This is a genomic window from Cytobacillus kochii, assembly GCF_044790165.1.
Classification (GTDB): Bacteria; Bacillota; Bacilli; order Bacillales; family Cytobacillaceae; genus Cytobacillus; species Cytobacillus kochii.
The window spans coordinates 3,299,000-3,320,857 of record NZ_CP085254.1 but is presented as its reverse complement, the minus strand read 5'-3'; the positions used below and the strand labels follow the sequence as shown (position 1 = coordinate 3,320,857).

Sequence of the window (21,858 nt, the reverse complement as noted above, 5' to 3'; positions counted from 1 at the left end):
TCTAATAGATTATTTTCTTTTAATAAGGAAAAAGAGGCCAATGATAATAAAAATAGCAGGCCAGAATTTCGTTATGTATGAAACGATTTCACCGTAGCTACCTGCATATTGCAAAATTTTTTCATAAAATAATAAAGTAATGGCTAATACTAACATAAGAAACCCTTGCAAGAGGCCATTGGCTGTTTTTAAGTAATATAATAAAAAGGCAAGGGCAATAATAAGGACAAAGGCACCAATATGATTAGGCCATATGCTTAAACGATCAACAATGATGAAATGTAAACCAAACCCAAAGAGAATCACACCGGGAAATATAGCATTATATTCTTTACCGCTATATGCTTGGATTAAAAAGGCCAAACCTGTAATAGCTAGTAATACTGGCCAGGTCAATAACGATTGTAAACTCTCAACCTGTAATTGCTGAATGAGAAAGAAACAGCCGTAGCCTATTAATATAATACCGGCAAATAGTCGTTGACTTTTCATTTATTCACCACTTTCAGTTAGGTACACTTGAATATTAGGCAGTTTTTTGGTATTGTACATAGTGGAGTGTTTATGATAATAAATATCAAATTATAATAGTTCTAAAGTAATCATTTACTACTCAAATATCATATCATATGTGTTCATACTCTGTTCACATTTTTTCGAAAAAGCTTGTAAAGATAATGTTATAATATATGTATGTATTTATGCAATTTTTTTGGGGGGTCTACTAAAAATGCATATCGTGGTCGTTGGTCTAAATTATAAAACAGCCCCTGTGGAAATTAGAGAAAGATTAACATTCGATCCTTCTCAATTGGGTGAAGCAATGCAAGCATTGCAACAAAAGAAAAGCATCTTGGAAAATGTAATTCTATCCACATGTAATCGGACCGAAATCTATGCGGTTGTCGATCAACTGCATACAGGGAGATATTATATTAAAGAATTTTTAGCCGATTGGTTTCAAATAGATCAAAATGAATTTTCGCCCTTTCTTTTTATTTATGAACATGATGGTGCGATAGAGCATTTATTTAAAGTCGGTAGTGGATTAAACTCAATGGTTCTAGGAGAAACTCAGATTTTGGGCCAAGTTCGCTCTAGCTTTTTGCAAGCGCAAGTTGAACATACAACTGGAACAATATTCAACCAATTATTTAAGCAGTCCATTACATTTGCTAAAAAAGCACATTCCGAAACAGATATTGGTGCAAATGCTGTATCTGTCAGTTATGCTGCAGTTGAGCTTGCTAAGAAAATATTCGGTCTTATTACGAATAAGCAAGTACTTATTCTTGGAGCAGGTAAAATGGGCGAATTAGCGATACAACATCTTCATGCAAATGGTGCGAATGTTACGGTTATTAATCGTACTTTTGAGAAAGCGAAAAATTTAGCACACCGCTATGAAGGGCAAGCGAAATTAATGCAAGAATTACAATGTGCATTAGTGGAAGCCGATATCGTGATCTCTTCTACAGGTGCAAACAGTTATATGATTACAAAAGAGATGATGGCAGATGTAGAAAGATTGCGGAAAGGTAAGCCATTATTTATGGTCGATATTGCTGTTCCACGTGATTTAGATCCAGCACTCGCTGATTTAGATAGCGTTTTCTTATATGATATTGATGATCTAGAAGGTATTGTTGAAGCGAATTTGCAAGAACGTAAAAAAGCAGCGGCGAAAATTCAATTATTAATCGAAAGTGAAATCGTTGAATTTAAGCAATGGCTTAAACTTCTAGGTGTTGTACCTGTCATCTCTGCTTTAAGAGAGAAAGCTCTTGCTATTCAGGCTGACACAATGAAAAGTTTGGAAAGAAAGCTTCCTAACCTAACAGAACGTGAAAGAAAAGTGGTTAGCAAGCACACGAAGAGTATTGTGAACCAAATGTTGAAAGATCCTGTATTACAGGCAAAAGAATTGGCAGGACATAAAAATGCTGATAAAGCATTAGAATTGTTCGTGAAAATATTTAATATAGAAGATCTTGTTGTTCAGCAAATCGAAAAACAAGAACAACCAAAATCAGATCGTGTAAAGGTGCAACAGACATCCTTTCAATCATAAAAAGGGGTACTGTCCATGTTTGATATCTATATGGCACGCCTGCATGAATTTACTGTCGTTCTTTATGCAGCGAGTGTACTTCTCTACTTTATTGACTTTTTAGCAAGTAACCGGAAGGCCAATCGTGTCGCCTTCTGGTTACTTGCATTTGTATGGGGATTACAGACGGTATTCTTATTACTCTATATGTGGAATACGGGTAGGTTCCCTGTGTTAACGATATTTGAAGGTTTATACTTCTACGCATGGGTACTTATTACATTTTCTTTAATTATTAATCGCATTATGAAAGTTGATTTTATCGTTTTCTTCACAAATGTACTTGGTTTTTTTATTATGGCTTTACATACATTTGCGCCTATTGAGATTGAATCAGATGTGCTGGCGAATCAATTGATGTCTGAGCTCCTCTTTTTTCATATTATTGGTGCGATTCTCTCATATGGTGCTTTTTCATTGTCATTTGTATTTGCTCTTTTATATTTGATTCAATATGATTTGTTGAAGAGGAAAAAGTGGGGTTCAAGGCTTATTCGAATTGCGAATTTATCACAACTAGAAAAAATGTCTTATCTATTTGCTAGTATAGGGGTGCCTATGTTAGTGATTAGTTTAATATTAGGGATACAATGGGCTTATATGAAATTACCAAATATGGTATGGTTGGATTCAAAAGTGCTTGGTTCCTTATTGGTACTCATTTTGTATAGTATTTACTTATATTTAAAGGTTGGCAGAGGAATGAGTGGTAAATCACTTGCTACTTGGAATGTGGCTGCTTTCCTTGTTGTATTAATTAATTTTTTCTTATTTGGAAGGTTATCGTCTTTCCATTTCTGGTATGAATAAGAAAAGGAATATGTTTTAAAGAATAGGGAGGCTGTCATGAGAAAAATAATTGTCGGTTCAAGAAGAAGTAAGCTTGCGTTAACACAAACAAATTGGGTGATTGATCAGTTACGCCGTTTGAATCCTGCAGTTGACTTTGAAGTAAAAGAAATTGTGACAAAAGGAGATAAAATCCTGGATGTTACCCTTTCAAAGGTAGGAGGAAAAGGCCTGTTCGTTAAAGAAATTGAACAAGCGATGTTAGATAAGGAAATTGACATGGCTGTACATAGTATGAAGGACATGCCAGCTGTCTTACCTGAAGGATTGACAATTGGTTGTATTCCGGAAAGAGAAGACTATCGAGATGCACTTATTTCCAAAGGCCATGTGAAATTAGCTGACTTAAAACCAGGTGCAATTGTCGGGACAAGTAGTTTAAGAAGAGGTTCACAAATTTTGGCTAAAAGACCAGATTTGGAAATTAAATGGATTCGAGGGAATATTGATACACGTCTTGCTAAACTTGAAACAGAAGAATATGATGCCATTATTCTTGCTGCTGCCGGCCTATCAAGAATGGGATGGACGAAGGAGATCGTTACAGAATTTATTGATCCAGATATTTGTTTACCAGCTGTTGGTCAAGGTGCACTCTCTATTGAATGTAGAGAAGATGATCATGAACTAAGAAGGCTTTTAGATGCATTCACTTGTGAGGAAACGAAAAGAACAGTGCTGGCCGAGCGTGCATTTCTTCATAAAATGGAGGGTGGTTGCCAAGTGCCGATTGCAGGCTTTGCCCGTTTAACTGAGAATGGAGAAGTAAGTTTGACTGGTTTAGTTGGCTCTCCAGATGGCCGTACGATTTATAAAGATATGGCTGTTGGTGATGATCCTGAGACAATAGGGTATCAAGTAGCAGAAAACTTATCGGAATTAGGTGCAAAAGCCTTAATTGATGCTGTCAAAGAGGAGTTAGACGAAGGATGATTCATGAGGACAGTGCCTTACATGGAATGTCTGTCCTTATTCCCCGAAGTAAAGATCAATCGGAGGCTAGTGGTGATTTGGTCAGATCCCTTGGTGGACATCCAGTAATTATCCCATTAATTTCGTTTAGAGAAACAACAGAAGCCCATTCTTTAAAAAATCTTGATTTCACACAATATCAATGGATTATTTTTACAAGCAGTGTGTCAGTTGAGGTGTTTTTTACATATGTGTCACAGAAGACAAACTTACCGAAGTTGGCCGTTATAGGAAAGAAAACAGCTGAAAAGTTATCACAATATGACTTGAAAGCTGATTTCATACCAACGGAATTTGTGGCTGAAACATTTACCCTTGAATTTTTAACAATTTTAGGGGATGAACAAAATATATTCTTGCCTAAGGGCAACTTGGCCCGAGATTATATTAAGCAAAAGCTTATGGAAGCAAAGCATAGAGTGACTGAACGAATCGTTTATGAAAATTTTTTTCCTAATGAGAGTAAACAATTATTAACGGGTCGTTTATTGAATGAGGGCATTGATATACTATTATTTACTAGCCCATCAACGATTGATCATTTTATGGAAATCGTAGAGCGTCATGATTTGAAGAATCAAATAAGGAAGAGTATCATCGGTTGTATAGGACCAATAGCTGCAAAAAGAGCAGAATTTTACGGTTTGAAGGTACATGCTGTACCAACTATATATACATTTAAACATTTAATTAAGGAAGTAGTAAAAGTCATTTCTTAATCAAGTTGGAGGTAGTACAAATGGATAGTCAATTTAATCGTCATCGCCGTTTACGTCGGACAGCTAATATGCGCAATCTAGTAAGAGAAACACATCTACATGTGGAGGATTTTATTTATCCAATTTTTGTTGCAGAAGGACAAGACATAAAAAAAGAAATTCCTTCTATGCCAGGCATTTATAATTTATCATTAGACCATTTAACTGAAGAGATGGATGAGGTTGTATCTCTAGGTATCCAATCTGTTTTATTATTTGGTGTTCCTCTTGAAAAGGATGCTTGTGGTACGCAGGCGTATCATGACCATGGAATTGTCCAAGAAGCAACAAGATTAATCAAGGAAAAGTATCCAGAAATTTTGGTCGTTGCAGATACTTGTCTTTGTGAGTATACTAACCATGGTCATTGTGGTTTGATTGAAAATGGCGAAATATTAAATGACGCTTCATTAGAATTACTTGTGCAAACAGCAATTAGTCAAGCAAAAGCAGGCGCAGATATTATTGCTCCTTCTAATATGATGGATGGATTTACAGTCGCTATTCGTGAGGGCCTTGATGAGGCAGGCTTTGAACATATACCTGTTATGTCTTATGCAGTTAAATATGCGTCTGCTTTTTACGGACCATTTAGGGATGCTGCTGGCAGTACACCACAATTTGGTGATCGGAAATCATACCAAATGGACCCTGCAAACCGCTTAGAAGCAATGAGAGAGGCAGAATCAGATTTAATGGAAGGTGCAGACTTCCTCATTGTAAAGCCTGGGATGCCTTATCTTGATATTGTTCGCGATGTGAAAAACAATATTAATTTACCACTTGTTACTTATAATGTAAGTGGCGAATACTCGATGGTAAAGGCCGCTGCACAAAATGGCTGGATTGACGAAGAAAGAATCGTGCTTGAGATGTTAACAGGGATGAAAAGAGCTGGTAGTGATTTAATTATTACTTATCATGCAAAAGATGCTGCCAAATGGATGAACTCACACAAATAAGAAAAGAGGGATGTTTATGCGTTCATATGAAAAGTCACAAGCCGCATTTAAAGAAGCAGTTAAATTGATGCCTGGTGGAGTAAACTCCCCAGTGCGTGCTTTTAAATCGGTTGATATGGATCCGATTTTTATGGAGAAGGGCCAAGGGTCCAAAATCTATGATATTGATGGTAATGAATATATTGATTATGTCCTTTCATGGGGACCACTCATTTTAGGACATGCTAATGAAAAAGTTGTTTCTGCGGTGAAGGAAGTTGCCGAAAATGGCACAAGTTTCGGGGCGCCAACGTTGATTGAAAATGAATTAGCACAGCTCGTCATCGATCGTGTTCCTTCAATTGATGTGATTCGTATGGTTTCATCAGGTACAGAAGCAACGATGAGTGCATTAAGATTAGCTAGAGGTTTCACAGGACGCAATAAAATAGTTAAATTTGAAGGCTGTTATCACGGTCATGGAGATTCTCTCTTAATTAAAGCCGGTTCTGGTGTAGCTACACTTGGATTGCCTGATAGTCCTGGTGTGCCTGAAGGTATTGCAAAGAATACGATTACAGTTCCATACAATGATCTTGAAGGTGTGAAATACGCTTTTGAACAATTTGGTGAAGATATCGCTGCCATCATTGTTGAACCTGTTGCTGGTAATATGGGAGTTGTTCCACCAGTAGAAGGATTTTTACAAGGGTTACGTGATGTGACAACTGAATACGGTGCCCTTCTTATTTTTGATGAGGTAATGACAGGTTTCCGTGTTGATTATAACTGTGCCCAAGGTTTCTTCGGCGTTACACCTGATTTAACTTGCTTAGGAAAAGTAATAGGTGGTGGACTGCCTGTTGGTGCTTACGGTGGTAAACGAGAAATTATGGAGCAGGTTGCACCAAGTGGCCCGATTTATCAGGCAGGTACATTATCAGGTAACCCGCTTGCGATGGCTGCAGGTTATGCAACATTAAGTCAATTAACACCGGATACGTATGCTAACTTTATTAAGAAAGCTGATAAACTCGAATTAGGCTTGAGAACAGTAGCAGAAAAATATGAGATTCCACATACAATTAACCGGGCAGGATCGATGATTGGTCTATTTTTTACAAATGAAGATGTCATTAATTATGATCAAGCGAGAACGTCTAATCTTGACTTCTTTGCCTCTTATTATCGTGAAATGGCACTTCAAGGCGTATTCCTTCCACCATCACAATTTGAAGGTTTATTCCTGTCTACAGCATTAACGGATGAAGATATTGATCAAACAATTGCCGCAGCTGAAAAGGCATTTGCGAAATTGAAATAAGTTTTTAGCGAACAAACTCCGGAATGGAATTGTTCGCTTTTTTATTCTCAATCGAAAGATGTCAATCTTTTAGAGAGTAGGGCAAAGAGAAGAGCAACGGTAGACAGAATGAGAAAAAGAGAGTTTGGTGCATTAAAATGGCTCACATCGAAAAATAGTCAAAGTGGAGAGTGGGAAAGATGTGAGATTTTAAATTCACAACACCTAAATTAATCTATTTCTCTTTAACAATATAGTTATTCTATCGAAGACGCGCTCCTTTCTAAGTAAAGTAATCATAATTCACTTTTCCTCCTCATAAAGTGTAAGAGAAAAGATGTTATTGTTTTGATGATATGGGAGGAGGAGTCGAATATGTCTCAAGGAAATCCGTCGAACTTGCGGTTTTCATTAGAGGAATCCGTTTGGTTTCAAAAAGGACAGGAAGTATCACAATTACTTTCGATTTCACTTGATCCGAATATAACGATTCAGGATAGTGAGCAGTATGTAACGATTCAAGGTGCACTAGAACTAACAGGCGAATATCATCGTGATGAATCAACCGAGGACAGTATGAATGAACCGCCATCTACATTAAGGTTTATCCAATCTGTGGAAGAAAGGGAAGAGGGGGTATGTGAGTTTACACACTACTTTCCTGTAGATATTACGATCCCGAATAACCGTATTGAGAGATTGGATGATATTGATGTCCAAGTAGAGTCATTTGATTATATGTTTCCTGAAAGAAGTTGCATGAAACTCCATGCTAATTTGACGATATCTGGTTTGTATGGTGACCAACAGCATGTGGCATATACTGAAGATGAGAATAACGTGCTTGAGCTTGATACGGTAGAACGTTCAACGGTTCAGGATCAAGAAGAAGAAGAAGACACCAGTCGTGAAGAAGAACAAACAGAAATTAACTTCTCCCTACCAGAGGAGAATGAAAAAGATGAAGATGTGTTTGTTGCTGAAGCGAAGCAGGAGCCAGAAGTGGTTGAAGAAGAACCGGTATTAAATCGATCCTTACCTATTCTTGAGCCTCAAGAAGAAGAACCCATTGATATGCCAGAGGTTTCTTTTATAGCTAATCGATATGAAGAGAAAAAGCAGGAAGCAGAAGAGATTTTTGAGGTTAAGCAAGTAGAAGAAACAAAACCAGTTCAAGAGCTTGAAGAAGTGACAGATGAGCTTGAATCCTCTTCAGAAGAAGTGAAACCACAAAAGAAAAAAGTAAAAGGCAAGAAAAGCATGAGTTTGACGGAATTTTTTGCTCGTAAAGAAGATGAAGAACAATTGACGAAGGTTAAGGTATGTATTGTCCAGCCTAATGATACGATTGATCTTATTTCAGAAAGATATGATGTGACACCACAAACATTAATGAGAGCCAATCAACTAGAATTGAATCAAGAAGTGCATGAAGGCCAAGTTTTATATATCCCTGTAGCTGTTACAAACTAGCGGGTAAGGGAGCACATTATGAGCAGATCTCCATCGGTCTGCTCGCATTTTTATCAGTGTCACTTGTTTACTTACACAGTTTAGGTAAGCGAGGAAAGTGAGTGGTCTAAGTGGCAAAGGAAAATAGATTAAAAAAATATGGTCCAATCTTAAAACACTATGCACTTGAGCCTAATTTCATCGAAAGTTTTGGTAGCGTTCAAAAAGTTTACTCTAGCAAAGGTGTTTTTTCTTTGAAAAAAATAAAAGCAAATCATGGTGCGGACTTCATACGTTATATTCAACAATTATACCAAATGGGGTACAACCGGATCGTCCCGATTTATCCGACGGTTGATGGTAGGTATGCCGTTTTACACAACCAAAAGCTGTATTATTTAATGCCTTGGCTACCTAATGAGATTAAAGAAGATCAATTTGAACGGCATCAACAAATGTTTAGAGAACTTGCTCGCTTGCATGTCTTAAGTACGAAAGAAGTGGAAGTTTCTAAGGAAGAACGTGAAGAGCATTATGAAAATACGTTACTAGAATGGGAAAAGCAGAGTGAATTTTTGGATGGTTTTATTGAAACATGTGAATCTAGGGAATATTTATCTCCTTATGAATTGATGTTTACACAATATTATAATGATATCGCTCAAGCGTTAACTTTCTCAACCAAGAAGTTAAAGGATTGGTACGAAAAAACGAAGGAAGAGGAAAAAGTTCGTACAGCTGTTATACATGGAAAAATTTCTACCGAACATTTCTTGTATGATGAGCGCGGATATGGCTATTTTTTGAATTTTGAAGAAGCGAAGAGAAGTTCACCTATGCATGATCTTCTTCCGTTCTTATCAAGGTCTTTAAAAACCTTTCCAAAGCGTGCCGACGATGCTGTCGATTGGATTTACACTTATTTTAAGCATTATCCGTTTAGAGAAGATGAAATGCTGTTATTTCAAAGTTATTTTGCTCATCCAGGGCCTGTCATTCGCGCAGCAGAAAAATATCATAATGGTAAGTCAAAAAAGAATGAAAGAAAGCATGTAGAGCATATACAAAGGCAATTTTGGTTATTAAAAAATACGGAATATGTGGCCATGAGAATTGATGAAATTGAGCGTCAGAAAAAACAAGCACAAGAAGCAGCTGAGAAAGCGAATGCAGAACAAGAAGGAGCCCAAAATGGATAAAAACTGGGCTCCTATATTCATTTTAAGAGAATCCCAATGGTAATTAAACGCCCGCTGTAAAAGCAAGGTCTATATCTAGGAGTATACCTTTCTACCTCTCCTCGAAAGTTTACATTTAGGTTGTGGATTTCTCTTTTGCATCCTCATCCCGCGCATAATTGCCTCATACATAGGCAGGCTCAAAATAGGAGCAATTTTTTTACAGGTTTGTTCCCTTTTTTCATTATCATGTATATAATAAAAAAAATTGGTCATCCTTATTGACTATAGTGACTGTTTTTAGGTAGTATTACTTTATATTCAAACAAATGAAAAGCTTTGATAGGGAAGAGTACATTGGCGCTTTGCTTTAAGAGAGGAAAATCAATTGCTGTGAGATTTTCTAAGCGAACCCATTGGAAGGTCGCCCTGGAGCTTCTTTCGTGAACGTAGGTTCTATTATTAGCGAAAGACGGGAACGCCGTTATCCATTCGAGAGTCAATTACTAAAGTTTATGGTAATTGAAAAAAAGGTGGTACCGCGGAAGCAACTCCATTCGTCCTTTTTGTGACGAGTGGAGTTTTTTATTTTGCTTTTGTTTGATTGTTAACGATAAGCGAATGTGAGAAAGGATGAATAGGCGATGGAAGAGAATAATATCACGATGCCAACAAAATATGACCCTCAGTCTATTGAACAAGGTCGTTATGATTGGTGGTTAAAAGGAAAATATTTTGAGGCAAAAGATGATCCGGAGAAAAAACCTTATACTATTGTGATACCGCCACCAAATGTAACGGGAAGATTGCATCTTGGTCATGCATGGGATACAACGCTTCAAGATATTTTGACGAGAATGAAGCGCATGCAAGGCTATGATGTTCTGTGGTTACCTGGTATGGACCATGCAGGTATTGCTACTCAAGCAAAAGTTGAGCAAAAACTTCGTGAAGAAGGAAAAAGCCGTTATGATTTAGGTCGAGAAGCGTTTGTAGAAGAAACGTGGAAATGGACGAATGAATATAAAGGACATATTAGACAACAATGGTCTAAGCTTGGTCTCGGTCTAGATTATAACCGTGAACGCTTTACATTAGATGAAGGGTTATCAGATGCTGTACAAGAAGTCTTCGTTGCTTTATATAATAAAGGCTTGATTTATAGAGGCGAGTATATTATTAACTGGGACCCTTCTACTCAAACAGCTTTATCTGATATAGAAGTTATCCATAAAGATGTGCAAGGGGCGTTCTATCATATGCGCTATCCATTAACAGATGGTAGTGGCCATATTGAAATTGCGACAACAAGACCTGAAACGATGCTAGGTGATACAGCGGTTGCCGTTCACCCTAAAGATGAGCGTTATCAACACTTGATTGGTAAAACGGTGAAACTACCTATTACTGGCAGAGAAATTCCGATTGTTGCAGATGATTATGTTGACATGGAATTTGGTTCAGGAGCAGTGAAAATTACACCAGCTCATGACCCGAATGACTTTGAAATTGGTAATCGTCATAACTTAACAAGAATTCTAGTAATGAATGAAGACGGGTCAATGAATGAGAATGCTGGCAAATATCAAGGGTTAGATCGTTTTGAATGCCGTAAACAAATCGTTAAAGATTTGCAAGAAGAAGGTATTCTTTTTGAAATTGAAGAGCATCTTCATTCTGTGGGTCATTCAGAACGTAGTGGGGCGGTTGTAGAACCTTATTTATCTACACAATGGTTTGTAAAAATGCAACCACTTGCGGATGCGTCGGTTGATTTGCAAAAGGGTGAAGATAAAGTCAACTTCGTTCCAGATCGTTTTGAAAATACGTATTTACGCTGGATGGAAAATATTCGTGATTGGTGTATTTCTCGTCAACTATGGTGGGGTCATCGCATCCCAGCTTGGTATCATAAGGAAACAGGTGAAGTATATGTAGGAACAGAAGCACCGAGTGATAGTGAGAACTGGAAACAAGATGAAGATGTGCTTGATACATGGTTTTCATCCGCGTTATGGCCATTCTCCACATTAGGTTGGCCGAATGAAGAAAGTGCAGATTTTAAACGCTATTATCCGACTGATGCGTTAGTAACCGGCTATGATATCATTTTCTTCTGGGTATCTAGAATGATTTTCCAAGGTATTGAATTTACTGGTGGTCGTCCATTTAAAGATGTACTTATTCATGGATTGGTTCGCGATGCGGAAGGTCGTAAGATGAGTAAGTCACTAGGTAATGGCGTTGATCCTATGGATGTAATTGAGAAATACGGTGCAGACTCCTTGCGCTATTTCTTATCAACAGGAAGCTCACCAGGCCAGGATCTGCGTTTCAGCTTTGAAAAAGTAGAATCTACGTGGAATTTTGCCAATAAAATATGGAACGCTTCTCGATTTGCCTTAATGAACATGAATGGATTAACTTATGATGAAATTGATTTAACCGGTGAAAAATCGGTTGCAGATAAATGGATTTTAACTCGCTTAAATGAAACAATTGAAACGGTAACAAGGTTGTCCGATCGTTATGAGTTTGGTGAAGTGGGCAGAATCCTCTATAACTTCATTTGGGATGATTTCTGTGACTGGTATATTGAAATGGCAAAACTGCCATTATACGGTGAAGATGAAGCAGCTAAACAGACAACAAGATCTGTTCTCGCTTATGTACTAGACCAAACAATGAGATTATTGCATCCATTCATGCCGTTTATTACAGAGGAAATCTGGCAAAACCTTCCTCATAAAGGAGAATCGATTACAGTTGCCTCTTGGCCGACTGTGAATGAAGAGCTTTCCGATAAGGCAGCAGCAGAAGAAATGAAACTGCTTGTAGAAATTATTCGTTCTGTACGTAATATTCGTGCAGAAGTAAACACACCATTGAGTAAGAAGATTGATATGCTCATCAAAACAAAAGATGAAAAAGTACAGAAGGTTTTAAGTAAAAATGTTGGTTATATTGAACGCTTCTGTAATCCTGAGCAATTAACCATTGCGATTGATGCAAAAGCACCTGATAAAGCGATGACAGCGATTGTTACTGGAGCAGAAATTATTCTGCCATTAGCAGGTTTAATTAATATTGATGAAGAAATTGCTCGTTTACAAAAAGAATGGGATAAGTTAAATAAAGAAGTAGAACGTGTTCAGAAAAAATTAAGCAATGAAGGTTTTATTAAGAAAGCACCTGAAAAAGTGATCGCTGAAGAAAAAGCGAAAGAACAAGATTATAGCGAAAAACGTTCAGCAGTTGAAGCAAGAATGAACGAATTAAAAGGTGAATAAGGTATAATAGGAGAGGAGGCGAAATATCGTCTCCTCTTATAATGGTTATATTAATAAAGGTGGCAGATAGAAATGTTTACAACATATGAAGAAGCAATTGGTTGGATTCATTCTCGTCTTCGTCTTGGGATCAAACCAGGATTACAAAGGATGGAATGGATGATGGAAAAGTTGAATCATCCAGAAAGAAGACTGAAGGTTATACATATAGGGGGAACGAACGGTAAAGGTTCGACACTAGCTTATATCCACTCAATCCTTGAAGCAGAAGGGATTATGGTAGGTACATTTACTTCTCCATATATAGAGCAATTCAATGAACGGATTACATTAGGCGGCAAGCCGATTTCTGATAAAGATATTGTCCAGCTAGTGAATGATATTTATCCGCTTGCAGTAGAGCTCGAAGGATCAGAACTAGGAGAGCCATCTGAATTTGAAATTATAACAACAATGGCGATTCATTATTTTGCCCATATTGAACCGGTTGATATTGCTTTGTTTGAAGTAGGATTAGGTGGCAGACTAGATTCAACAAATGTCCTTCATCCCCTATTATCTATCATTACAAATACCGGTCTTGATCACACAGCGATATTAGGTGATACGATTGAGAAGATTGCCTCTGAAAAAGCTGGGATTATAAAGCCTGGAACACCAATTATTACTGGTGTTAAGCAAGATGAGGCAGTGGCTGTTATCGAAAAGACAGCAAAAGAAAAACATGCAAAACTTTATCAAGCAAATAAGCAATTCCAAGCGGAGCATATCGTATCGACAGAAGTAGGTGAGGCCTTTTCTTTTCAGAATACATTTAGTCAAAGAGACTATTTAGAAATATCGATGCCAGGTGTTCATCAAGTAGAAAATGCCAGCTTGGCGTTGATGGCGATTGATTTTCTGAATCAATATTTTTCCTTTGTGATTTCAGAAGAAAGCATAGGGAGAGGCTTGAAGAAAACGTATTGGCCCGGTCGTTTTGAGCGCGTGGCAACAGGCCCACTAACGATTTTAGACGGAGCACATAATGAAGAAGGAATGGCTGCTGTTTGTGACGAATTAGAAAAGCGCTATCACGATCGTGATATTTATTTTATTTTTGCAGCATTAAAGGACAAACCACTGCAAGGCATGATTCAAAGAATGGAGGATTGTGCGAAAGCGATTACTTTTGTAGGGTTTGATTTCCCTCGTGCGGCAAAAGCTGAGGAACTGTCTGCAATCAGTCAAAAGAATCATCATTTAGTTACAGCTGATTGGCAAGAAGCAATAAAAGAAACGAAAGAAATGATGCGTGAAAATGATGTTTTAGTGATTACAGGTTCCCTATACTTTATTTCTGAAGTAAAGCGTTTTTTCGCTCATCAATAATGATTGGTTACGATGGATATTGCTCGTAGCCGTATAAGTAAAGGGCGTCAAATAGCTTTTAGAATCGCCCTTTACTTTTTAATTGACCAACATGAATAGAGCAATTGGCGTTTTATTATTATGTGTCTTATTCAAGAGGGAAATCCTTTTCTTGAGCAAAAAAATCACTAATCGGGATATAGTTCACTGTTGTTCCCCCATTCATAAGGTAAACGCCATTTTTAGCAATGATACTACCATTAAATTCTCCTCCATAAAAGGTTACACTTCCATATGGAGCAAATACAACTCCGCTAAATCGTTCAATCCATTGACTTTGTGAACCGATATATACATCACCGGTAGCAATAATTACTGCTTTTGAAAAGGAGTTTATATAACGGTATTTTTCGTCAAGATATGGAGAAATGGTAATATCTCCTCCAAATAATTTCATATTTTCACTTTTTACTGAGGAACCATAGCCATTTGCTTCATACCATCCTGCTGGTTTGGTTTTAAGAAGAGGGTAAGAAGGGATGCTACAACTCGTTAACTTTTCTAAAGATGTTCCTTTTTGATAAGCGGATAAATTTATATTATTCGGATGATACAATTCTCCAACATATGTTGCTAAAGCGGAAGGAGAAAAGGATGGAGTCCAATCAACCGTCAAGTCTTGATGAGAAAAAAGCGCCTTCTCAAAGTAAGCATCTTTGATGTAAGTGTCACCACCAATATGTACGATATCTTTATATGTTCCTCCAGGTAACACTGCATCCTTCATTATGGTTAGAGGTTGATAAAAAGTCGTATCCTTAATATTGGCCCTTCCATTCACAACGGTATGACCATATATAGAACGTCCACCTGTGGCTGAAAAGTCGCCGTTAATACAAACTTGCCCTGGCTTTGAGGCTGATCCTAATCCTGCACTACCTCCTTGTAAATTTACATCTCCATCTATAAATAGATTAGAAACACTACTTAAGGCCCCGCCATTAATGTGGGTAGTTTTTAATGAATCCCCAATATATATGGTTGCATCGCTACCATTGATTCGGTTACCATGAAAGGCAAATGAGGAACCATGGATAAATAGTTGACTTTCAATCATACATTGATAGAAGCTGTCAGAGCAAGTAGAATTTTCTCCTTCATTAGGGTCCTCGCCATTATCATCGCCCCCTCCTCCGTCGCCGGGATTCTCCTCGTTTCCAGAATCCTCCTCTTTATCTCCTAACAGCAGTTTGTTTATTTTAGTATGAACACTGAAAGTATCTTCTCCGCCTGCAAGAGTGAATTGAACATCAATTACATCACTAGAAATGAGGCAATCCTCAAGAGGTTTCACATCATCTTCATGATAACTACAATAAGGATCTGCTCTGCTTTGATTAGCAGGTTTAATCGAGATGTCTTTGAAGTGAATATCATTTCTTAATAGTAAAGAAGGTAGCGATAAAGAATATTGTGGCGTTGTTGCATATTTTACTTGATGTAAGTCTCTTAAATAAGCCATAATGAGGTTAGATTCTTGCCTTAAATTGACAGAAGTAAAAGTCTTACTTTTTGTTTTCTCTATTGAAATAAAAGTACCATAAATCACAGAACTAATAATTGAAAGGATAGCAATGGTCGCTAGTACTTCAATTAATGTCATACCTATGTTATTTTTATAGTTATATTTACCCATTTCTTTATACCCCCTTTATACCTTTATTTTACATAATAATTATTTGGAGGTGAATGAGAAATTTTTAAACTATTAAAAAAACAAAAGGGGATAACGCTAATTGAAGTCATTGTTTCTCTTTCGTTAATTACAATTGTACTTACTGTGTTTATTTCTGTCTTTATCAATGCAAACGGACAAATAACAAGAACGGAGGCTGATTTTACTGCAATACAACTAGCAGAGAAAGCATTAATAGAGGGAACGTGCGGTCAAGAAACTGTTGATATAAACGAACAAGAATATGTGATTAAAGTGATTCAAAAGATGGTGGAAGAAAAAGCTATTTTGAAGGTTACTGTCTCTACTGGAAAGGAAGGAGATGAGCCTTTAGAGGAACTCTATGGTATATCACAACTTGAAGGTGAGGGTTCAAGGTGCGAGTAAAGGAAAATGGCGAAAAGGGGTATGCACTTGTTACTGTTCTTTTGATTATATTGTTGCTATTTATTATCATCCCACCGCTTTTGTTAGGTGTCCTTCAATCAACCAAACAAATCACACAAAGTCAATTTGATATCCAACATCATCGTTTGATTGAAGTAGGAGTAACCCTATTTTCTACCCAAGAAGGGAACAAGGCGATCGCGCTATCTGACCATCACTGTGTGGTTTTCGCTACAAATACATCTTGGGTTGAGATAGGAGATGAGACGAGTGCTTGTACCTGTGACAATGCATTGGATATAGAAGGGTTAGGTATCATCCCTATTTATAAAAATAAGTGCGGAGCTGCAATGGCGTTCGTACATGAAGGTGAAGAAAAATGAAAGCAAGAATAATTCTAACAAGTATTGTACTAATTCTTTTGCTCATCATCGTTTGGCAGTATGTTGCTCATGCCACTCCTCCTTCTATTCATTCAAGTAAAACGAAAGTGGCAGATGTGGTCATTAAAGGTTTAAGTGAAGGAGAAATAAAAAGTAAGTTACTGCAAAAAGTTGAACAATGGCGAAATAAAGCACAAATAAAGGTTACCTATCTAGATGAAGAATGGATACTTGACCCGCAATTATTTCGCTTTAACGTGGAGGGTACTGTTAAAGAAATAACAGAAGGAACAAATCATCCACTTTTTGTTGAATATGATAAGCAATTGTTTTATGAGCGTGTAGAAGAATTATTTTCACAATTGACGTTGAATGAAGAAGAGATGAATAAAATCTATGAGGACATGGTAGATAAAGTTAGTAGATTAGAAACATCCTTTAATGTGCAAATAGAGGAGTACTTACCAGTAACACTGGTACAAGAACCACTCGCTCAAGTTGTACTACAAGTAGATGATGATTGGAGTGGCTATGCCCAATCCGTTGCTATCGATAAACGTTCCCTTTTCTCTGTGTTAGATCAATTCGGTGAGGAAAATGATCTACCTATAATAGCAACAGGCATTTATCAACTTATTTTACATACGAATTTTTCCATTGAAGAAAGATACATTCAAAATAAGCTTCCAAGCTTTACTGAGGCAGGATATGAAGCTTACGTGGACAAGAAAAGACAACATGATTTCAAATTCTACAACCCTCATACTGTCAATTATACAATCAAAATAGAAGAGAGCAGGGGGAGGATGTATTTTACTTTATTGGGGCCACCATTTATTTATGATTATGAGGCTGTAATAAAAGAGACGGAGCAAATTGAGCCACTGACAAAGGTATATAACCAAGAAGGGTTAGAAGACGGTGCGAAAATCATTGAAGAAGGTGCCATGGGTATACGGGTTGTCATTGAGCGCCAAAAGCGAAAAGGTATGTTCATAGAGACATTTGCTAGATTGAAAGATTATTATCCCCCCATATCTACAATTGAATGGAGAGGTGACGGTAGGGAAGAAGAAGAGAACAAAGAAGTAACAAAGGATTCAAATGAAGAAAGTGAACCGCGTGATGATTTATGGGGGATAGAGGGCGAAAAAATGGAGAAATAAAGGAGGAAATCTCTTGCGCAAAAAATTAGGCGAATTATTAATAGATGCTGGTGTCATCACCCATGGAGCATTAGAGAAGGTATTACGGGAAAAGAACAAGAGTCAAAAGCTTGGGGATGCCTTACTACAAAGCGAATTAATAACGGAGAAACAACTCATTCAAGCGCTCGAGTGGCAATTGGGCATTCCTCATGTGGACTTAACGGCTTATCCAATCAATCCCTCTATTTTGCAACTTATCTCAATGGAAGTGTCGAAGAGAAATCTTGTCATTCCTTTAAAGCTTGAGGGTGACCATCTCCTCGTGGCGATGGCGGACCCTCTAGATTACTATACAATTGATGATCTTCGTTTAACAACAGGGTATAAGATTCATCCGGCCATTGCTGCTAAAGATGATATTGTTCGTACGATCCATCGCTATTATCGAGATGAACCTAAAGAAGAAGTGGCAGCTGGGAGTGAAAGGAAAGGAAAGCAAAGAAGTAGAAGGAATGCACCGATTATCCAGTTAATAGATCAATTATTAAGTAGTGCCATTGCCATGAAGGCTAGTGATATTCATATAGATGCACAAGAAAACAGTGTTGTTATTCGCTTTCGCGTTGATGGGTTATTACATCGAGAGCGGGAATTACCGAAATCTATCCAAAATGAACTATTTTCAAGAATTAAAATTATGGCAGAGTTGGATACAACCGAGCAAAGGATAGCACAAGACGGACGTGTCAAAATACCAATTGATTATCGCACGGTCGATATAAGGGTGTCTCTTATTCCGACGGTTCATGGGGAAAAAGCGGTATTAAGAATATTAGATCGGCAGGAGCGGCTTATGCAGTTCGAACATCTTGGCTTTCAAAAAGAACATTTAATGCAAATAAGGCAGATGATTCAGCAACCAGCAGGTATCGTTCTAATTACAGGACCAACTGGTGCTGGAAAAACATCCACCTTATATGCCGCCTTACATGAATTGAATAAAGAAGAAGTCAATATCATTACGATCGAAGACCCTGTTGAACAAATTCTAAAAGGAATCAATCAGCTACAAGTTCATAAGCAAGTGGGGATGACCTTTGCTAGTGGATTGAGATCTATATTAAGGCAAGACCCAAATATCATCATGATCGGTGAAATAAGAGATCAAGAAACAGCCCAAGTCGCTATAAGGGCAGCTTTAACAGGGCATCTCGTTTTAAGTACTCTCCATACAAATGATAGTGTGTCAACGGTGATGAGGTTAATCGATATGGGAATTGAACCTTTTCTTGTGAGCTCAGCATTAAATGGTGTGGTTGCTCAAAGATTGGTACGCAAAGTCTGTCTTGAATGTAAGGAAACCGTTACACCGACTTCGTATGAACAAACGGTATTTGCTAACAAAGGAATTGAACTCGAAAACTTACAAAGAGGGAGAGGTTGCAGTCATTGCCAGATGACAGGGTATAAAGGGAGAATCGCTTTACATGAAGTTTTTACATTAAACGACGCTTTGCGAAAAATCATTACTACTGATCATGATACTACTACATTAAAAATCGCAGCGAAGAAAGCTGGGATGAGAAGCTTATTAGAAGACGGATTGCATAAAATCTCTCAAGGACTGACCACTTTAGAGGAAGTGTTAAAGGTAACGATGTTAGAGGAAGGGGGGAGTTTAGGGAATGAAAATGATAGATTTGTTAACGAGCGCGTATAACAAACAGGCATCTGACTTACATATTAGTGTAGGGACTCAACCGATTATTCGTAACAATGGTGTGCTAGAAAGAATCACAGAGGAAGTATTAACACCACAGGCGACTGAGGAGATGGCTAAAGAAATCATTCCTGTTCATCTATGGAAAAAATTTAAAGAAAAAGGGGAATTAGATTTCTCATATGGCATTCCTGGTTTATCACGTTTTAGAGTGAATGCTTATCATCAAAGGTCATGTATAAGCCTCGCAATTCGTGTTGTTCCAGTCAGCATTCCAACATTGAATCAGCTTTCTTTACCGCCGGTGTTAGCTAAAATAGTTGAGCAACCACAAGGGCTTTTCTTGGTGACTGGACCAACAGGTAGCGGCAAATCAACAACATTAGCGGCTATTATTCAACAAATGAATGATACTTTATCTAAGCATATTATCACTTTAGAAGATCCGATTGAGTATTTACATAAACATCATCGGTCAATTATTAATCAGAGAGAAGTCGGTTTTGATACACAAAACTTTGCCAACGGGCTGCGGGCTGCATTAAGACAAGACCCTGACGTCATATTGGTGGGTGAAATGCGTGACCTTGAAACGATTCAAACAGCGATTACAGCTGCTGAAACGGGTCATCTCGTTCTAGGCACATTGCATACATCTAGTGCTCCTTCAACCATTAATCGCATGATTGATGTTTTTCCGGCTGACCAACAAACGCAAATTCGCTTTCAACTTGCATCTGTCTTAGTAGGGGTTTTTTCGCAGCGACTCTTGCCCTTAAAAACGGGTACCGGTCGAACGGTAGCTACTGAATTATTAGTGAATACAGCAGCAGTAGCTAACCTTATTCGTAACGAGAAAATCCATCAGCTCATCAATGTGATGCAAACATCAAGAGAGATTGGCATGCATACAATAGAGACTAGCGTAACGAAATTATTACAAAAACAGCTCATCTCTCCGGAGGTGGCTTCTCCCTTTATAAAAGAAAGGAGACGTCATGGCTAGATTCTCATATGTCGCTAAAAGCTTAAAAGGAAAGCGAACAGGAATCATCCATGGCTGGACAAAAAAAGAGGCGGTTACTAAATTAGAGCAAAAAGGATTTCGGGTTATCGAATTAAATGAAGTGAGAGAAACATTCTGGACGAAAGATATTGCTATAAAAAAGGGATTAAAGACAAGTGTGCTTGTAGTGTATTTGAGGCAATTCGCTGCCCTTTTACAAGCTGGAATTACAGTAATTGAGGCAACAGATATGTTAGCAGAGCAGACGGAAAATAAACGATTAAAGCAAGCATTATTAAGTATGAGAGACACTTTGGATGAAGGAAAGCCTCTATCGGAAGCAGTAAAAGAACACCCTGATTTGTTTCAGCCTTATATGATTCATATGATACATGCCGGAGAAGCCGGGGGGATGCTAGATGATGTCGTACGCCGTCTGGCTGATTATTATGAAAAACAAAATCAGCTAAAAAACAAGGTTTTATCTGCCCTAGCCTATCCTATTGTTGTTAGCATCATTGCTATTTTTGTTGTTCTATTTTTAATGCTACAAGTGGTGCCGACATTCGTTCAAATGTTCGCAGGCTTCAATGCAGAACTTCCAGCCATTACGATATTTGTCCTTCGTATTAGTGACTACCTTACGATGAACTGGTATATGATTCTCTTTTTCTTATTCGTGCTTGTACTCACGATTTTACTATTTCGTGATCATAAACTCCTTAGAGGTTGTAGAGACTGGTTATTGTTACGTACCCCATTTGTCGGAAGAATGCTTATTATTAAAGAGGTCGCTTTATTTACAAGAACATTATCAAGCTTGTTAATCAGTTCTGTATCGATTGTAGAAGCACTTAAAATAGTGGAAAGAATGGCTTCCTTAACGGTAATAAAAACTATTCTACAAGATGCAAGTCTCAGTATTGAGACAGGAAGATCATTAGCGAAACCAATGAAGAATCGCCTACTACCTCCATTGCTTTCACATATGATTGCCGTTGGTGAAAGAAGTGGTTCCTTAGATGAGATGCTTGAAAAAGTAGCTGATTTATATGATAGTGAAATCGATCAGACAACCGAACGGATGAAAGCGCTGCTTGAACCGCTTATGATTATCATCTTAGCACTTATCGTCGGTACAATCGTTATCAGTATCGTTGTGCCGATGTTTGATATTTTCAATCATGTCGAATAAAATCTACCATTTAGAGGAAAAAATATCTATTTATTTCACAGAAAAATAGTATAATATACTTAGGTAATTATACCTATTTTA

At 37.6% G+C, this 21,858-nt stretch carries 18 protein-coding genes, 1 pseudogene and 1 other annotated feature; of the genes and pseudogenes, 17 read left to right on the top strand and 2 right to left on the bottom strand.

From position 1 onward, the window contains the following. Positions 1-9: 9 nt before the first annotated feature. A complete protein-coding gene (locus LG276_RS17015) occupies positions 10-492 on the bottom strand; it encodes a LiaI-LiaF-like domain-containing protein (protein WP_251162610.1) in 483 nt (160 codons plus the stop codon). 238 nt (positions 493-730) lie between these two features. On the opposite strand from LG276_RS17015, the gene hemA reads away from it, so the two are divergent. The 10 genes from hemA to LG276_RS16965 all read left to right on the top strand — a co-directional run bounded on the left by hemA (position 731) and on the right by LG276_RS16965 (position 14,224). Beyond that, positions 731-2,071 (top strand): glutamyl-tRNA reductase, encoded by a 1,341-nt coding sequence (gene hemA, locus LG276_RS17010; protein WP_224935828.1) that lies wholly within the window; start codon positions 731-733, stop codon positions 2,069-2,071. A gap of 15 nt (positions 2,072-2,086) precedes the next feature. Beyond that, positions 2,087-2,920 (top strand): inner membrane protein YpjD, encoded by an 834-nt coding sequence (locus tag LG276_RS17005; protein WP_095372377.1) that lies wholly within the window; start codon positions 2,087-2,089, stop codon positions 2,918-2,920. Positions 2,921-2,956: 36 nt separating this feature from the next. After that, positions 2,957-3,892: a hydroxymethylbilane synthase gene (gene hemC / locus LG276_RS17000; protein WP_224935829.1), complete on the top strand. Its 936-nt coding sequence runs from the start codon at positions 2,957-2,959 to the stop codon at positions 3,890-3,892. After that, positions 3,889-4,650 (top strand): uroporphyrinogen-III synthase, encoded by a 762-nt coding sequence (locus LG276_RS16995; RefSeq protein ID WP_251162611.1) that lies wholly within the window; start codon positions 3,889-3,891, stop codon positions 4,648-4,650. Before hemC ends, LG276_RS16995 begins: the two co-directional genes overlap by 4 nt. 20 nt (positions 4,651-4,670) lie before the next feature. Beyond that, entirely contained in the window at positions 4,671-5,651 is a 981-nt protein-coding gene (gene hemB, locus LG276_RS16990; RefSeq protein WP_404292436.1) for a porphobilinogen synthase, read from the top strand. 16 nt (positions 5,652-5,667) lie between these two features. Beyond that, positions 5,668-6,954: a glutamate-1-semialdehyde 2,1-aminomutase gene (gene hemL / locus LG276_RS16985; protein WP_404292434.1), complete on the top strand. Its 1,287-nt coding sequence runs from the start codon at positions 5,668-5,670 to the stop codon at positions 6,952-6,954. 354 nt (positions 6,955-7,308) lie between these two features. Continuing rightward, the gene (spoVID, locus tag LG276_RS16980) at positions 7,309-8,406 is read left to right on the top strand and encodes a stage VI sporulation protein D (RefSeq protein ID WP_251162613.1); all 1,098 of its coding nucleotides are present in this window, start codon (positions 7,309-7,311) and stop codon (positions 8,404-8,406) included. Between the two features lie 110 nt (positions 8,407-8,516). Beyond that, complete coding sequence (ysxE, locus tag LG276_RS16975) at positions 8,517-9,584, top strand: spore coat protein YsxE (RefSeq protein ID WP_224935834.1); 1,068 nt, start codon at positions 8,517-8,519, stop codon at positions 9,582-9,584. Between the two features lie 309 nt (positions 9,585-9,893). Then, positions 9,894-10,131: a binding site (T-box leader), on the top strand. Between the two features lie 76 nt (positions 10,132-10,207). Next, positions 10,208-12,853 (top strand): valine--tRNA ligase, encoded by a 2,646-nt coding sequence (locus LG276_RS16970; protein WP_404292431.1) that lies wholly within the window; start codon positions 10,208-10,210, stop codon positions 12,851-12,853. Positions 12,854-12,925: 72 nt separating this feature from the next. After that, the gene (locus LG276_RS16965; RefSeq protein WP_404292429.1) at positions 12,926-14,224 is read left to right on the top strand and encodes a bifunctional folylpolyglutamate synthase/dihydrofolate synthase; all 1,299 of its coding nucleotides are present in this window, start codon (positions 12,926-12,928) and stop codon (positions 14,222-14,224) included. Positions 14,225-14,351: 127 nt separating this feature from the next. Here LG276_RS16965 and LG276_RS16960 read toward each other — a convergent pair whose 3' ends face one another. Further along, the gene (locus LG276_RS16960) at positions 14,352-15,899 is read right to left on the bottom strand and encodes a PilW family protein (protein WP_404292427.1); all 1,548 of its coding nucleotides are present in this window, start codon (positions 15,897-15,899) and stop codon (positions 14,352-14,354) included. A gap of 60 nt (positions 15,900-15,959) precedes the next feature. On the opposite strand from LG276_RS16960, the pseudogene LG276_RS16955 reads away from it, so the two are divergent. From LG276_RS16955 to LG276_RS16925, 7 genes and pseudogenes are all read left to right on the top strand, one after another. Next, positions 15,960-16,013 (top strand): annotated as a pseudogene (locus LG276_RS16955) (hypothetical protein); the annotation flags it as partial. Between the two features lie 30 nt (positions 16,014-16,043). Beyond that, positions 16,044-16,325, top strand: a complete 282-nt coding sequence (locus LG276_RS16950) for a hypothetical protein (RefSeq protein WP_263624127.1) — start codon at positions 16,044-16,046, stop codon at positions 16,323-16,325. Next, positions 16,316-16,708, top strand: coding sequence for a hypothetical protein (locus LG276_RS16945; protein WP_404292425.1), 393 nt, complete (start codon positions 16,316-16,318; stop codon positions 16,706-16,708). Before LG276_RS16950 ends, LG276_RS16945 begins: the two co-directional genes overlap by 10 nt. Continuing rightward, on the top strand, positions 16,705-17,874 hold the full coding sequence (locus LG276_RS16940; protein ID WP_404292423.1) for a hypothetical protein: 1,170 nt from the start codon (positions 16,705-16,707) through the stop codon (positions 17,872-17,874). Before LG276_RS16945 ends, LG276_RS16940 begins: the two co-directional genes overlap by 4 nt. Before the next feature lie 13 nt (positions 17,875-17,887). Continuing rightward, positions 17,888-19,576, top strand: a complete 1,689-nt coding sequence (locus LG276_RS16935; RefSeq protein WP_404292421.1) for a GspE/PulE family protein — start codon at positions 17,888-17,890, stop codon at positions 19,574-19,576. After that, positions 19,542-20,582 carry a type IV pilus twitching motility protein PilT gene (locus LG276_RS16930; protein WP_281202224.1) on the top strand — a complete coding sequence of 347 codons (1,041 nt, stop codon included), beginning with the start codon at positions 19,542-19,544 and terminating at the stop codon, positions 20,580-20,582. Before LG276_RS16935 ends, LG276_RS16930 begins: the two co-directional genes overlap by 35 nt. After that, a complete protein-coding gene (locus LG276_RS16925) occupies positions 20,575-21,777 on the top strand; it encodes a type II secretion system F family protein (protein WP_404292419.1) in 1,203 nt (400 codons plus the stop codon). The genes LG276_RS16930 and LG276_RS16925 overlap by 8 nt, the downstream gene beginning before the upstream one ends. Positions 21,778-21,858 lie beyond the last annotated feature (81 nt).